Genomic DNA, 13,125 nt, shown 5'->3' with positions numbered 1-13,125 from the left:
ACTGCCTTCTTTCCTACGCTTCGTCGCGTATGTACTGCTTGCCCCTCGACTTTACTGGGCCGCGGGCACGGTTTCGGACACGGATTCGGTTTCGGGGGCTCCACGCCCGGCGAGGCGCTCGCGCCAGGCGGCGAGGACGGCGGCGTCGGTCGGCGGGGTCGCCAGGGAGACCACGACGTAGGTGGCGAGGGAGGCCAGCAGACCGTAGTAGATGGGCTCGTTGGCGAGAATGCCGTAACCGGCCATCAGGCCGATGACGGCCACACCGCCGACGGCCACCGCGGCGAGCGCGCCCTGCGCGGTGCCACGCTTCCACAGCAGCCCGCCGAGGATCGGCACCAGCAGCCCGCCGACGAGCAGGTTGTAGGCGACGGTCAGCGCCTCGACGACGTCGTTGAGCGCGATGGACGTGGCGATCACCGCCAGGCCCATGAGCAGGATGAAGGCGCGGTTGCCCTTGACCTCGTCGTGCACCTCGCCGGAGGGCCGGACGATGCCGCGCAGCCGGGCCCAGATGTCGTTGTTGGCCACGGTGGCGCAGGCGATCAGCGCGCCGGAGGAGGTCGACATCACGGCGGCGAGGGCAGCGGCGAGCACCAGGCCGCGGACGCCGACGGGCAGCTCGTCCTTGACGATGGTGGCGAAGGCGTCGTCGGGGTTGGCGAGCTTCGGGTACATCACCTTGGCGGCGGTGCCGATCGCCGCGCCGGCGAGGGCGTAGACCAGGCAGTAGGTGCCGGCGACGGTGCCGCCCCACTTGGCGGTGGCGTCGCTGCGGGCGGTGAACACGCGCTGCCAGATGTCCTGGCCGATCAGCATGCCGAAGGTGTAGATCAGCACATAGGTGAAGATCGTCTCCCGCCGATGCCCAGCGGGTCGAAGTACTCGGTGGGCAGCTGGGCCTTCATCTCGCTGAAGCCGCCCGCCTTGACGACGGCGATCGGCAGCAGCAGGAGCAGCACGCCGATGGTCTTGACGACGAACTGCACCATGTCGGTCAGCGTGATGGACCACATGCCGCCGAGCGTGGAGTAGGCGACCACGATGGAGCCGCCCAGCACGATGGCGAGGGTGCGGTTGATGTCGAAGAGGACGTCGAAGATCGTGGCGTAGGCGATGGTGGAGGTCACCGCCAGCATCAGCGTGTAGCCCCACATCACCACGCCGGAGATCACGCCGGCCCGGCCGCCGTAGCGCAGGTCGAGCATCTCGGAGACGGTGTAGACCTTCAGGCGGGCGATGCGGGCCGAGAAGAAGATGCTCAGCGCGAGCAGGCCGAGGCCGATGGTGAAGACCATTCCGGCGCCGGACAGGCCGTACTGGTAGCCGAGGCCCACACCGCCGATGGTGGAGGCGCCGCCCAGGACGATGGCGGCCATAGTGCCGGAGTACATGGCGGGGCCCAGACGGCGGCCCGCCACCAGGAACTCGCTCTTGGACTTGGCGCGGCGCATGCCCCACCAGCCCATGGCCAGCATGCCGGCCAGATAGACGACGATGACCAGGTAGTCCACGGCCATGGGGGCCTCCTTCACGCACTCTCAGTGGCGTGTCGTGCTGATGGAAGGGATTCCGGCGGAGCGGCGCGGGGACATCCGCCCGTACCCGCGGCCTGCCGGTCTGAAGTGACCCTAGGTGGCCGAAAAGCGTCTGCGAAGTGTACGTTTCATCCATCCTGGACCGAACGGAGTGGAGGAAACGTCCACCATGCCGGAACCCGCGGTCCCCCCGACCCCGCCCATCCCGCTGGAAGCCCTGCTGGCCCGCGAGGACCTGGGCCTGCGCCGGGTCGCCGGGCCCGCCGATCCGGGGGCCGTGATCCACTGGGTCCACACCTCGGAGATGGCGGATCCGTACCCGTACCTGCATGGCGGGGAGCTGCTGCTCACGGCCGGTGTGCACATCCCGGAGGGCGCGGGCACGGGCTACTTCGACGCCTATGTCTCCCGGATCGTGGCGGCGGGCGGCGCCGCGCTCGGCTTTGGCCTGGCCCCGCTGCACGACGCGGTTCCGGCCGCGCTCGCCGAGTGCTGCGACCTGCACGGCCTGCCGCTCCTTGAGGTCCCGCCCCGGACCACGTTCTCCGGCGTGGCCCGCGCGGTGTGGCAGCTGATGGCCCGCGCCCGGGTGGCCGAGCTGCGCCGGGTCACCGAGGCCCAGCAGAGCCTGGCCGCCGCGGCGTCCCGCCCGGACCCGATCCCGGCGGTGCTGCGCCAGCTGGCCCGCCGCCTGGACGGGCACGCGGTGCTGTTCGGCCCGGAGAACACCGCGCTGGCCTCGGCGGGCGCGGAGCCGCCGCCCGAGGTGCGGTCGGGCATGGCCCGGCTGGCCTCGGTGGTACGTCCGGGACCGGCCGTGGACCAGGAGCCCACCGGTGCCGCGGCAAGCGGCCGTACCTCCTCCGCTGCCGCGGGCGGCCGGGCTTCTTCCGGTGCCGCGGGCGGTCATGCCTCCGCCGGTGCCGCAGGCGGCCGCGCTCCTTCCGGTGCCGCAGGCGGCCGGGCCTCCTCCGCTGCCGCAGGCGGCCAAGCCTCCGCCGGTGCCGCAGGCGGCCGGGCTCCTTCCGCTGCCGCAGGCGACCGGGCCTCCTCCGCTGCCGCGAGGGCCCAGGACGTGCCCGCCGAGCCGGTGGGCCCGGTGGGACCGCACCCCTCCAGCGCCACGGACACCCTCGCGGGCACCCACCTCGCCGCCTACGCCCTCGGCACGGACAACGGCTTCGTGCTGGCCGTGGCCGTACCGCACCGCGCCTCCACCGACCACACCATCGCCTCGGTGGCCGCCGTTCTGCTCTCCCTGCTCACCGGCGACCAGCAGAGCGCCACCGGCGCGGCCCGCTCCTCCGCCCTGGTGCGCCTGCTCCTGGGCGCCTCCCCGGAAGAGGTGGCTCCGCTCCTCGGCAGCGAGCGGCGGCGGATCGTGCACGGCCGGCCGAGCACCGGCCTGCCCCCGGACGCCGTGGCCGCCTCCGCCCTGGGCGCCGCGCTCGGCTCCGCCCTGGTCGACCTGGCCGAGGACGTCGTACGCGTCCTGGTCCCCGCCGACCGGCAGCTGGAGGCCCTGCCCGGCTGGACCCTCGGCGTCAGCGGGCCCGCCGCCCCCGCCGACTGGCCCGCCGCCGACACCCAGGCCGCCCAGGCACTGGCCCGGGCGCGCGCCACCCGCGCCCCGCTGGTCCGGCACCGCGACCGCCCCGCGCTCACCGATCTCCTCGCGCCCGCGGACGCCGACGAGCACGCCCGCGCGCTGCTCGCGCCCCTCGCCGGCTCTCCCGCCCTCACCGACACCCTGCGCACCTGGCTCTCCCTGCACGGCAGCTGGGACCGCACCGCCGTCGCCCTGTCCGTGCACCGCAACACCGTGCGCCAGCGCATCGCCCGCTGCGCCGCCCTGCTCGACGCCGACCTGGACGACCCGGACGTGCGCATGGAGCTCTGGTTCGCGCTGAAGCGGGCCTGAGGGGTGCTGCTGAAGAAGCGCGCTCAGGGTGAGTATCTGTGCGTAGCCGTCTGAGTACGTGACGCACGTCCCAGCGGTCGATACGCCGCAGACTGGCGCCCCGCGCTGCCTCACAATGGTGGGCATGCCGATATCCGGGACACCCAGCCGCAGCGAGCTCATCCAGCATCTGACCGCCACCCGTATCGCGGGCGATGTGGCGACCCCGCGCGAGAACAACCTCTCCCACTACCGCAAGCTGGCCAACGGCGACCGCCACTACTGGCTGGGCCTGGAACTCGGCGACCGCTGGAGCGACGAGCAGGACGTGCTCGCGGTGATGGCGGAGCGGGTCGGCGTGAACGACGACCCCGGGCACCGGTACGGCCAGGACACCATCGACCCGGAGCTGACCGTCGCCGCGCTGGAGCGCATGGCCGGCCGGCTGCGCAAGGCGGCCGACGGCAGACAGCGGGTCCTGCTGGCCACCGGCCACCCCGGCGGGCTGCTGGACGTGCACCGGGCCACGGCCGCCGCGCTGCGCGCCGCCGGCTGCGAGATCGTGGTGATCCCGGACGGCCTGACCACGGACGAGGGCTATGTGATGCAGTTCGCGGACGTGGCGGTCCTGGAGCACGGCGCCACCCTCTGGCACACCCATTCCGGCGAGCCGATGAAGGCGATCCTGACCGCGCTGGAACAGGAAGGGCGGCCGCTGCCGGACCTGGTCGTCGCCGACCACGGCTGGGCGGGCTACGCCGGGCAGCACGGCGTCGACTCGGTCGGCTACGCGGACTGCAACGACCCCGCCCTGTTCATCGCGGAGTCCGAGGGCACGGTCCAGGTGGTGGTCCCCCTCGACGACCACGTGGTCAGCCCCCGCTACTACGACCCGATGACGGCGTATCTGCTGGCGGAGGCCGGGCTGGACGCGCAGTAGGAGAGGAGAGAGCACGGGCACGGCACCGGCGGCCGGCGTCGTGTCCGTCACGCCCTGCGTCGTGTCCGTCAGCCGCGCGGGACGCGGACCACGCCCTCCTGGATGACCGAGACGGCCAGCCGCCCGTCCTGGGTGTAGATGCGGGCCTGGCCGAGACCGCGCCCGCCGGAGGCGGACGGGGAGTGCTGGTCGTACAGCAGCCACTCGTCGGCGCGGAAGGGGCGGTGGAACCACATCGCGTGGTCCAGGGAGGCCCCCACCACATCGCCGACCGCCCAGCCGCCGCGGCCGTGCGCGAGCAGCACCGAGTCCAGCAGGGTCATGTCGGAGACGTACGTGGCCAGTACGACGTGCAGCAGCGGGTCGTCGGCCAGCTTGCCGTTGGTGCGGAACCACACCTGCGAGTGCGGCTCGCGCGGGTGCCCGTAGTCGCCGTACGGGGGGTCGTCGACATAGCGCAGGTCGACGGCGGCCCGTGACTCCAGGAACCGCTCGACCGTCTCGGCGGGCAGGTGCGGATAGCCGCGCAGCCGTTCCTCGCCGGTGGGCAGGGTGGCCGGGTCCGGCGCGTTGGGCATCGGCTCCTGGTGGTCCAGGCCCTCCTCGTACGTCTGGAAGGACGCCGAGAGGTGGAAGATCGGCTTGCCGTGCTGGATTGCCACCACCCGGCGGGTGGTGAAGGAGCGGCCGTCCCGGATGCGGTCGACGGAGTAGACGATGGGCGCGCCGGGGTCGCCGGGGCGCAGGAAGTACGCGTGCAGGGAGTGCGCGGGCCGGTCCTCGGGGACCGTGCGCCCGGCGGCGACCAGCGCCTGCGCGGCCACCTGGCCGCCGAAGACCCGGGGCACGACGGAGGACCGGGACCGGCCGCGGAAGATGTCCTCCTCGATCCGCTCGAGGTCGAGCAGATCGAGGAGGGACTGGAGTGCCTCGCTCATACGGTGCGGATCAGAGCCCCGGGGTGAGCCGAAGGACGGGTCACAGACCCATGTCCTTGGCGATGATCGTCTTCATGATCTCGCTGGTGCCGCCGTAGATGCGGTTGACGCGGTTGTCCGCGTACAGGCGGGCGATCGGGTACTCGTTCATGTAGCCGTAGCCGCCGTGCAGCTGGAGGCAGCGGTCGATCACGCGGTGGGCGACCTCGGTGCAGAAGAGCTTGGCGCTGGCGGCCTCGGCGGGGGTGAGCTCGCCGGCGTCCAGGGCCTCCAGGGCGCGGTCGGCGACGGCCTGGGCGGCGTCCACCTCGGCCTGGCAGGCGGCCAGTTCGAACTTGGTGTTCTGGAAGTGGGCGACCGGCTTGCCGAAGACGGTGCGCTCCTGCACGTACTGCTTGGTGAAGCGGACCGCGGCGGCAGCCTGCGCGTAGGCGCCGTAGGCGATGCCCCAGCGCTCGGACGCCAGGTTGTGGCCGAGGTAGTAGAAGCCCTTGTTCTCCTCGCCGAGCAGGTCCTCGACGGGGACCTTGACGTCGACGAAGGCCAGTTCGGCGGTGTCGGAGACGCGCAGGCCCAGCTTGTCCAGCTTGCGGCCGACCGAGTAGCCCTCGGACTTGGTGTCCACGGCGAACAGGGAGATGCCGTGGCGGCGGTCCTCGGCGGTGGGCGGCGCGGTGCGGGCGCAGACGATCACCTTGTCGGCGTGCACGCCGCCGGTGATGAAGGTCTTGGCGCCGTTGAGGACGTAGTGGGTGCCGTCCTCGCTGAGCTTGGCGGTGGTCTTCATGCCCGCGAGGTCGGAGCCGGTGCCCGGCTCGGTCATCGCGATGGCCCACATCTCCTCACCGGTGACGAACTTCGGCAGGAAGCGCTTCTTCTGCTCGTCGGTGGCGAGCATCTTCAGGTAGGGCAGGGCGAGCAGCACATGCACGCCGGAGCCGCCGAACATCACGCCGGCGCGGGAGGTCTCCTCGTACAGGACGGCCTCGAACTTGTGGGTCTCCAGGCCCGCGCCGCCGTACTCCTCCGGCACGCTGATGCCGAATATGCCCAGCTCACCGAGCTTGTAGTAGAAGTCGCGCGGCGCCTGGCCGGCCGCGAACCACTCGTCGTAGACCGGCACGACCTCGGCCTCGATGAAGGCGCGGATGGTCTCCCGGAACGCCTCGTGATCCTCGTTGAAAACCGTACGGCGCACTCCGCCACCTCCACGAACAGGGTCATGTCTAAGCGCTTGCTCAGACTTGAAGATACCGGCCAGTATCAACGGCCGTAAAGGGTGGGCACCCCGTAACGCTCGTCACGCCGGGGCGGAGTGCGGCCGGGGCGGCGCGGCCGGGTCAGCCCCGGGCGGCCACGCAGGGTCAGTTCTGGGCGGCCGCCGCGAAGGCGCCGCGGGCCATCCGGTGCAGCAGCTCGGCCGTCTTCGCCCGGCCGGGCAGGGAGCCGGGGCGGGCCAGATGCGGGGTGGAGTTGAGCAGCCCGAACACCGAGTGCACCGCCGACCGGGCGGCGGGCTCGGGCAGCTGCGGGTAGACCTCGCGGACCACCGACACCCACAGCTCCACGTACTGCCGCTGCAGCTGGCGCACCAGCTTGCGGTCGCTGTCCCGGAGGCGGTCCAGCTCGCGGTCGTGCAGGGTGATGAGGGGACGGTCGTCGAGCGCGAAGTCGATGTGGCCCTCGATCAGCGAGTCGAGGACCTCCTCGGCCGGCACCCCGTCGGCCTCCGCCAGCCGCCGCTTCGCCCCGGTGAGCAGCTGCCCGCTGATCCCGACCAGCAGCTCCGCGAGCATCGCGTCCTTGCCCGCGAAGTGCCGGTAGAGCCCGGGTCCGCTGATCCCGACCGCGGCACCTATCTCGTCCACCCCGACGCCGTGGAAACCGCGCTCGGCGAACAGACGGGCGGCCTCCTTGAGGATCTGCTCGCGGCGGGTGAGTGCGTCGGTTCTGGTGGTCATGCAGATGATTCTAGACAGGTAGGTTAGCGGTCGTTAACCTGAAGGAAATGCGTTAACGCTCATTAACAAGGTGAGGGGACCGCAAGGATGCACGAGGCACCGGAGCTTCACAGCGCGGCCGATCCCGCGTCGGAGGCCTTTCGGGCCAACGAGGAGGCGCATCGCGCGCTCGTCGAGGAGCTGCGCGCCAAGCTGGCCGCGGCGGCGCTCGGCGGGGGCGAGAAGGCGCGGGCGCGGCACACCGCGCGGGGCAAGCTGCTCCCGCGCGACCGCGTGGACACCCTCCTGGACCCCGGCTCGCCGTTCCTGGAGCTCGCCCCGCTGGCCGCCGACGGGATGTACGACGGGCAGGCGCCGGCGGCCGGGGTGATCGCCGGCATCGGCCGGGTGAGCGGCCGGGAGTGCGTGATCGTCGCCAACGACGCCACGGTCAAGGGCGGCACGTACTACCCGATGACGGTCAAGAAGCATCTGCGCGCCCAGGAGGTGGCCCTCGACAACCGCCTCCCCTGCGTCTACCTGGTCGACTCCGGCGGTGCCTTCCTGCCGATGCAGGACGAGGTGTTCCCGGACCGGGACCACTTCGGGCGGATCTTCTACAACCAGGCCCGCATGTCCGGCGCCGGCATCCCGCAGATCGCGGCGGTGCTCGGCTCCTGCACGGCGGGCGGCGCCTATGTGCCCGCGATGAGCGACGAGGCGGTGATCGTGCGCAACCAGGGCACGATCTTCCTCGGCGGTCCCCCGCTGGTGAAGGCGGCCACCGGTGAGGTGGTGACGGCGGAGGAGCTGGGCGGCGGCGAGGTGCACTCGCGGGTGTCCGGCGTGACCGACCACCTCGCGGAGGACGACGCGCACGCGCTGCGGATCGTGCGCACCATCGTCTCCACGCTCCCCGCCCGCCGGCAGCCGCCCTGGCACGTGGAGCCGGCCGTGGAGCCGAAGGTGGACCCAGCCGGGCTGTACGGGGTGGTGCCGGTCGACTCCCGCACCCCCTACGACGTGCGCGAGATCATCGCCCGGGTGGTGGACGGCTCCCGGTTCGCCGAGTTCAAGTCGGAGTACGGGCAGACCCTGGTGACCGGCTTCGCCCGGATCCACGGCCACCCGGTGGGGATCGTCGCCAACAACGGCATCCTGTTCTCCGAGTCCGCCCAGAAGGGCGCCCACTTCATCGAGCTGTGCGACCAGCGCGGCATCCCGCTGGTGTTCCTGCAGAACATCTCCGGCTTCATGGTCGGCAAGGACTACGAGGCGGGCGGCATCGCCAAGCACGGCGCCAAGATGGTCACCGCGGTCGCCTGCACCCGGGTGCCGAAGCTGACGGTGGTGGTCGGCGGCTCCTACGGCGCGGGCAACTACTCGATGTGCGGCCGGGCCTACTCCCCCCGCTTTTTGTGGATGTGGCCCAACGCCAAGATCTCGGTGATGGGCGGCGAGCAGGCCGCCTCGGTGCTCGCGACGGTCAAGCGGGACCAGATGGAGGCGCGCGGCGAGGAGTGGCCCGCGGAGGAAGAGGAGGCCTTCAAGGCCCCGATCCGTGCCCAGTACGAGCGCCAGGGGAACGCCTACTACGCGACGGCCCGCCTGTGGGACGACGGGGTCATCGACCCCCTCGACACCCGCCAGGTGCTGGGCCTGGCCCTGACCGCCTGCGCCAACGCGCCCCTGGGTGACCCCCAGTTCGGCGTCTTCCGGATGTGAGGGGACGGACGACGATGTTCGAGACAGTTCTGGTGGCCAACCGCGGCGAGATCGCCTGCCGCGTCATCCGCACCTTGCGGTCGATGGGCGTGCGCTCGGTGGCCGTCTTCTCCGACGCGGACGCGGGCGCCCGGCACGTCCGGGAGGCCGACACGGCGGTGCGGATCGGACCGGCGCCGGCCGCCGAGAGCTATCTGTCGGTCGAGCGGCTGCTGGAGGCCGCCGCCCGCACCGGCGCCCGGGCGGTCCACCCCGGGTACGGCTTCCTCGCCGAGAACGCCGCCTTCGCCCGCGCCTGCGCGGACGCGGGCCTGGTGTTCGTCGGTCCCCCGGCGGACGCCATCTCCCTGATGGGCGACAAGATCCGGGCCAAGGAAACGGTCAAGGCGGCCGGTGTGCCGGTCGTTCCCGGCTCCAGCGGGGCCGGGCTGACGGACGAGCAGCTCGTCGAGGCCGCCCGCGAGATCGGCATGCCGGTGCTGCTGAAGCCCTCCGCGGGCGGCGGCGGCAAGGGCATGCGCCTGGTGCGGGACGAGGCGAGGCTGGCCGAGGAGATCGCCGCCGCCCGCCGGGAGGCCCGCGCCTCCTTCGGCGACGACACGCTGCTGGTCGAGCGGTGGATCGACCGCCCCCGGCACATCGAGATCCAGGTCCTCGCCGACGCCCACGGCAACGTCGTCCACCTGGGTGAACGCGAGTGCTCCCTGCAGCGCCGCCACCAGAAGATCATCGAGGAGGCGCCCAGCGTGCTCCTCGACGAGGCGACCCGTGCGGCGATGGGCGAGGCGGCCGTCCAGGCGGCCCGCTCCTGCGGCTACCGGGGCGCGGGCACCGTGGAGTTCATCGTCCCCGGCGGCACTGCGCCCGTCGGGGGGACACCCCCCGAACCCCCCGTGTCGTCGTTCTACTTCATGGAGATGAACACCCGCCTCCAGGTGGAGCACCCGGTCACCGAGCTGATCACCGGCCTGGACCTGGTGGAGTGGCAGCTGCGGGTGGCCGCGGGCGAGCCGCTGGGCTTCGCCCAGGAGGACATACGGCTCACCGGGCACGCGGTGGAGGCCCGGATCTGCGCCGAGGACCCGGCGCGCGGCTTCCTCCCCTCCGGCGGCACGGTCCTCAGGCTCCGCGAGCCGCAAGGGGACGGTGTGCGCACCGACTCCGGGCTCAGCGAGGGCACGGAGGTCGGCAGCCTCTACGACCCGATGCTCGCCAAGGTGATCGCGCACGGCCCCGACCGGGCGACCGCGCTGCGCCGGCTGCGCGCCGCCCTCGCGGAGACGGTCACGCTGGGCGTGCAGACCAACGCCGGGTTCCTGCGGCGGCTCCTTGCGCATCCGGCGGTGGTCAGCGGCGACATGGACACCGGGCTGGTGGAGCGCGAGGTGGACTCCCTGGTCGTCACCGACGTCCCCGAGGAGGTCTACGAGGCCGCCGCGGCGGTGCGGCTGGACGCGCTGCGCCCGCGCGGGGAGGGCTGGACCGACCCCTTCTCGGTGCCGAGCGGCTGGCGGATGGGCGGCCGGCACAAGCCGGTGACGTTCGAACTGAAGGTCCAGGACCCGGTGTCCTACAGCCCGCGCGGCGAGGGCACGGTCGAGGAGGACCGGGTGACGGTGGTGCTGGACGGCATCACCCACACCTTCCACCGCGCCGCCGACTGGCTGGGCCGGGACGGCGACGCCTGGCATGTGCGCGACCACGACCCGGTGGCCGCGTCACTCAACCGGGCGGCCCACGCCGGTGCCGACTCGCTGACCGCGCCGATGCCCGGCACGGTGACGGTGGTGAAGGTCGCCGTCGGCGACCAGGTGGCCGCGGGCCAGAGCCTGCTGGTGGTGGAGGCGATGAAGATGGAGCACGTCATCTCCGCCCCGCACGCCGGCACGGTCACCGAACTCGATGTGACGCCCGGCACCACGGTCGCCATGGACCAGGTCCTGGCGGTCATCGCTCCCGACGAGGAGCCCGCTCAGGAGGAGGCGCAGTCATGACCACCGCCGGCACCAGCTCGCTCGGCCTCCCGATGACCGTACCGGCCGAGGGCCTGCCCGAGCGGGTGCGGATCTACGAGGTCGGCGCGCGCGACGGCCTGCAGAACGAGAAGGCGACCGTCCCGACCGAGGTGAAGGCGGAGTTCATCCGCCGACTGGCCCGGACGGGCCTGGAGATCATCGAGGCCACCAGCTTCGTCCACCCCAAGTGGGTGCCCCAGCTGGCCGACGCCGAGCAGCTCTACCCGGCGGTCGCGGACCTGCCGGTGGAGCTGCCGGTGCTGGTCCCCAACGAACGCGGCCTGGACCGGGCGCTGGCGCTCGGCGCCCGCCGGGTCGCGGTGTTCGCCAGCGCCACCGAGTCCTTCGCCAAGGCCAACCTCAACCGCACGGTGGACGAGGCGCTGGCCATGTTCGAGCCGGTGGTGGCGCGGGCCAAGGCGCAGCAGGTGGGGGTGCGCGGCTACCTGTCGATGTGCTTCGGCGACCCCTGGGAGGGCCCGGTCCCCATCCCGCAGGTCGTGAAGGTCTGCCGGGCACTGCTCGACATGGGCTGCGACGAGCTGAGCCTGGGCGACACCATCGGCGTGGCCACCCCGGGCCATGTGAAGGCGCTGCTGACGGCGCTGCGGGAGGCCGGGGTGCCGGTCTCCGTCATCGGCGTCCACTTCCACGACACCTACGGCCAGGCCCTGTCGAACACCCTGACGGCCCTCCAGCAGGGAGTCACCACCGTCGACTCCTCCGCGGGCGGCCTCGGCGGCTGCCCGTACGCGAAGTCCGCCACCGGAAACCTCGCCACCGAAGACCTCGTGTGGATGCTGCAGGGCCTCGGCATCCGCACCGGGGTCGATCTCGGCCGTCTGGTCGCCACCAGCGTCTGGATGGCCGCGCACCTGGGCCGACCCAGCCCGTCCCGCACCGTACGAGCCCTCTCCCACCAGGAGCAGTGAACGACCATGGACCACAAGCTCTCCCCCGAACTGGAAGAACTCCGCCGTACGGTCGAGGAGTTCGCGCACGACGTGGTGGCGCCGAAGATAGGCGACTTCTACGAGCGTCATGAGTTCCCGTACGAGATCGTGCGGGAGATGGGCCGCATGGGGCTGTTCGGTCTGCCGTTCCCGGAGGAGTACGGCGGCATGGGCGGCGACTACTTCGCGCTCGGTGTGGCCCTGGAGGAGCTGGCCCGGGTCGACTCCTCGGTGGCCATCACCCTGGAGGCCGGTGTCTCCCTGGGCGCCATGCCGATCCATCTCTTCGGCACCGAGGAGCAGAAGCGCGAGTGGCTGCCGCGCCTGTGCTCGGGCGAGATCCTGGGCGCCTTCGGCCTGACCGAGCCGGACGGCGGCAGCGACGCCGGCGCCACCCGGACCACGGCCCGCCTGGACGAGGCGACCGGCGAGTGGGTCATCAACGGCACCAAGTGCTTCATCACCAACTCCGGCACGGACATCACCGGCCTGGTGACGGTCACCGCGGTCACCGGCCGCAAGCCCGACGGCAAGCCGCAGATCTCGTCGATCATCGTCCCGTCCGGCACCCCCGGCTTCACGGTGGCGGCCCCCTACTCCAAGGTCGGCTGGAACGCCTCCGACACCCGGGAGCTGTCCTTCCAGGACGTCCGCGTCCCCAAGTCGAACCTGCTCGGCGTGGAGGGCCGCGGCTACGCCCAGTTCCTGCGCATCCTCGACGAGGGCCGCATCGCGATCGCGGCGCTGGCGACGGGCCTGGCCCAGGGCTGCGTCGACGAGTCGGTGAAGTACGCCAAGGAGCGCCACGCCTTCGGCCGCCCGATCGGCGCCAACCAGGCGATCCAGTTCAAGATCGCCGACATGGAGATGAAGGCCCACACCGCCCGCCTCACCTGGCGCGACGCCGCCAGCCGCCTGGTGGCCGGCGAGCCCTTCAAGAAGGAGGCGGCCCTGGCGAAGCTCTACTCCTCGACCATCGCGGTGGACAACGCCCGCGACGCCACCCAGATCCACGGCGGCTACGGCTTCATGAACGAGTACCCGGTGGCCCGCATGTGGCGCGACTCCAAGATCCTCGAGATCGGCGAGGGCACCAGCGAGGTCCAGCGCATGCTGATCGCCCGCGAACTGGGTCTCGCGGGCTGACCGACCGCGACGTCGGCCTGTGTCTCGCTG

The 13,125-nt window shown here is 72.1% G+C and carries 9 protein-coding genes and 1 pseudogene; 6 read left to right on the top strand and 4 right to left on the bottom strand.

Annotated elements, in window-relative coordinates; translation table 11 throughout:
* Positions 1-51: 51 nt before the first annotated feature.
* Positions 52-1,520: pseudogene (locus ABD198_RS13065) on the bottom strand (sodium:solute symporter family protein).
* 187 nt (positions 1,521-1,707) lie between these two features.
* Here ABD198_RS13065 and ABD198_RS13060 point away from each other — a divergent pair.
* Both ABD198_RS13060 and ABD198_RS13055 read left to right on the top strand, forming a co-directional pair.
* Positions 1,708-3,459: a PucR family transcriptional regulator gene (locus ABD198_RS13060; RefSeq protein WP_344000591.1), complete on the top strand. Its 1,752-nt coding sequence runs from the start codon at positions 1,708-1,710 to the stop codon at positions 3,457-3,459.
* Positions 3,460-3,583: 124 nt separating this feature from the next.
* Positions 3,584-4,378 (top strand): phosphatase, encoded by a 795-nt coding sequence (locus ABD198_RS13055; RefSeq protein WP_344000590.1) that lies wholly within the window; start codon positions 3,584-3,586, stop codon positions 4,376-4,378.
* A gap of 68 nt (positions 4,379-4,446) precedes the next feature.
* Here ABD198_RS13055 and tesB read toward each other — a convergent pair whose 3' ends face one another.
* From tesB to ABD198_RS13040, 3 genes are all read right to left on the bottom strand, one after another.
* Positions 4,447-5,316 (bottom strand): acyl-CoA thioesterase II, encoded by an 870-nt coding sequence (gene tesB, locus ABD198_RS13050; RefSeq protein ID WP_344000587.1) that lies wholly within the window; start codon positions 5,314-5,316, stop codon positions 4,447-4,449.
* 40 nt (positions 5,317-5,356) lie between these two features.
* Positions 5,357-6,514, bottom strand: a complete 1,158-nt coding sequence (locus ABD198_RS13045) for an acyl-CoA dehydrogenase family protein (protein WP_167994076.1) — start codon at positions 6,512-6,514, stop codon at positions 5,357-5,359.
* Between the two features lie 166 nt (positions 6,515-6,680).
* Positions 6,681-7,277, bottom strand: coding sequence for an SACE_7040 family transcriptional regulator (locus ABD198_RS13040; RefSeq protein WP_344000583.1), 597 nt, complete (start codon positions 7,275-7,277; stop codon positions 6,681-6,683).
* Between the two features lie 87 nt (positions 7,278-7,364).
* Here ABD198_RS13040 and ABD198_RS13035 point away from each other — a divergent pair, with 87 nt between their 5' ends.
* Genes ABD198_RS13035 through ABD198_RS13020 form a run of 4 tightly spaced genes read left to right on the top strand, consistent with a single transcriptional unit; the run spans position 7,365 to position 13,095 of the window.
* Complete coding sequence (locus ABD198_RS13035; RefSeq protein ID WP_344000581.1) at positions 7,365-8,981, top strand: carboxyl transferase domain-containing protein; 1,617 nt, start codon at positions 7,365-7,367, stop codon at positions 8,979-8,981.
* Positions 8,982-8,995: 14 nt separating this feature from the next.
* Complete coding sequence (locus ABD198_RS13030; protein WP_344000579.1) at positions 8,996-10,975, top strand: ATP-binding protein; 1,980 nt, start codon at positions 8,996-8,998, stop codon at positions 10,973-10,975.
* Positions 10,972-11,928: a hydroxymethylglutaryl-CoA lyase gene (locus tag ABD198_RS13025; RefSeq protein WP_344000577.1), complete on the top strand. Its 957-nt coding sequence runs from the start codon at positions 10,972-10,974 to the stop codon at positions 11,926-11,928. Before ABD198_RS13030 ends, ABD198_RS13025 begins: the two co-directional genes overlap by 4 nt.
* Positions 11,929-11,934: 6 nt before the next feature.
* A complete protein-coding gene (locus tag ABD198_RS13020; RefSeq protein WP_344000575.1) occupies positions 11,935-13,095 on the top strand; it encodes an acyl-CoA dehydrogenase family protein in 1,161 nt (386 codons plus the stop codon).
* Positions 13,096-13,125: the final 30 nt, after the last annotated feature.

The organism is Streptomyces thermocarboxydovorans (assembly GCF_039524635.1).
Classification (GTDB): Bacteria; Actinomycetota; Actinomycetes; order Streptomycetales; family Streptomycetaceae; genus Streptomyces; species Streptomyces thermocarboxydovorans.
Note: the sequence above shows the minus strand (reverse complement) of the source record. Positions and strands in the feature narration are given on the sequence as shown.

Coding starts and splice junctions, on each gene's coding strand:
- ABD198_RS13040 (WP_344000583.1), bottom strand. CDS start 7,277: ATGACCACCAGAACCGACGCACTCACCCGCCGCGAGCAGATCCTCAAG.
- ABD198_RS13020 (WP_344000575.1), top strand. CDS start 11,935: ATGGACCACAAGCTCTCCCCCGAACTGGAAGAACTCCGCCGTACGGTC.
- ABD198_RS13025 (WP_344000577.1), top strand. CDS start 10,972: ATGACCACCGCCGGCACCAGCTCGCTCGGCCTCCCGATGACCGTACCG.
- ABD198_RS13060 (WP_344000591.1), top strand. CDS start 1,708: ATGCCGGAACCCGCGGTCCCCCCGACCCCGCCCATCCCGCTGGAAGCC.
- ABD198_RS13055 (WP_344000590.1), top strand. CDS start 3,584: ATGCCGATATCCGGGACACCCAGCCGCAGCGAGCTCATCCAGCATCTG.
- ABD198_RS13030 (WP_344000579.1), top strand. CDS start 8,996: ATGTTCGAGACAGTTCTGGTGGCCAACCGCGGCGAGATCGCCTGCCGC.
- ABD198_RS13035 (WP_344000581.1), top strand. CDS start 7,365: ATGCACGAGGCACCGGAGCTTCACAGCGCGGCCGATCCCGCGTCGGAG.
- tesB (WP_344000587.1), bottom strand. CDS start 5,316: ATGAGCGAGGCACTCCAGTCCCTCCTCGATCTGCTCGACCTCGAGCGG.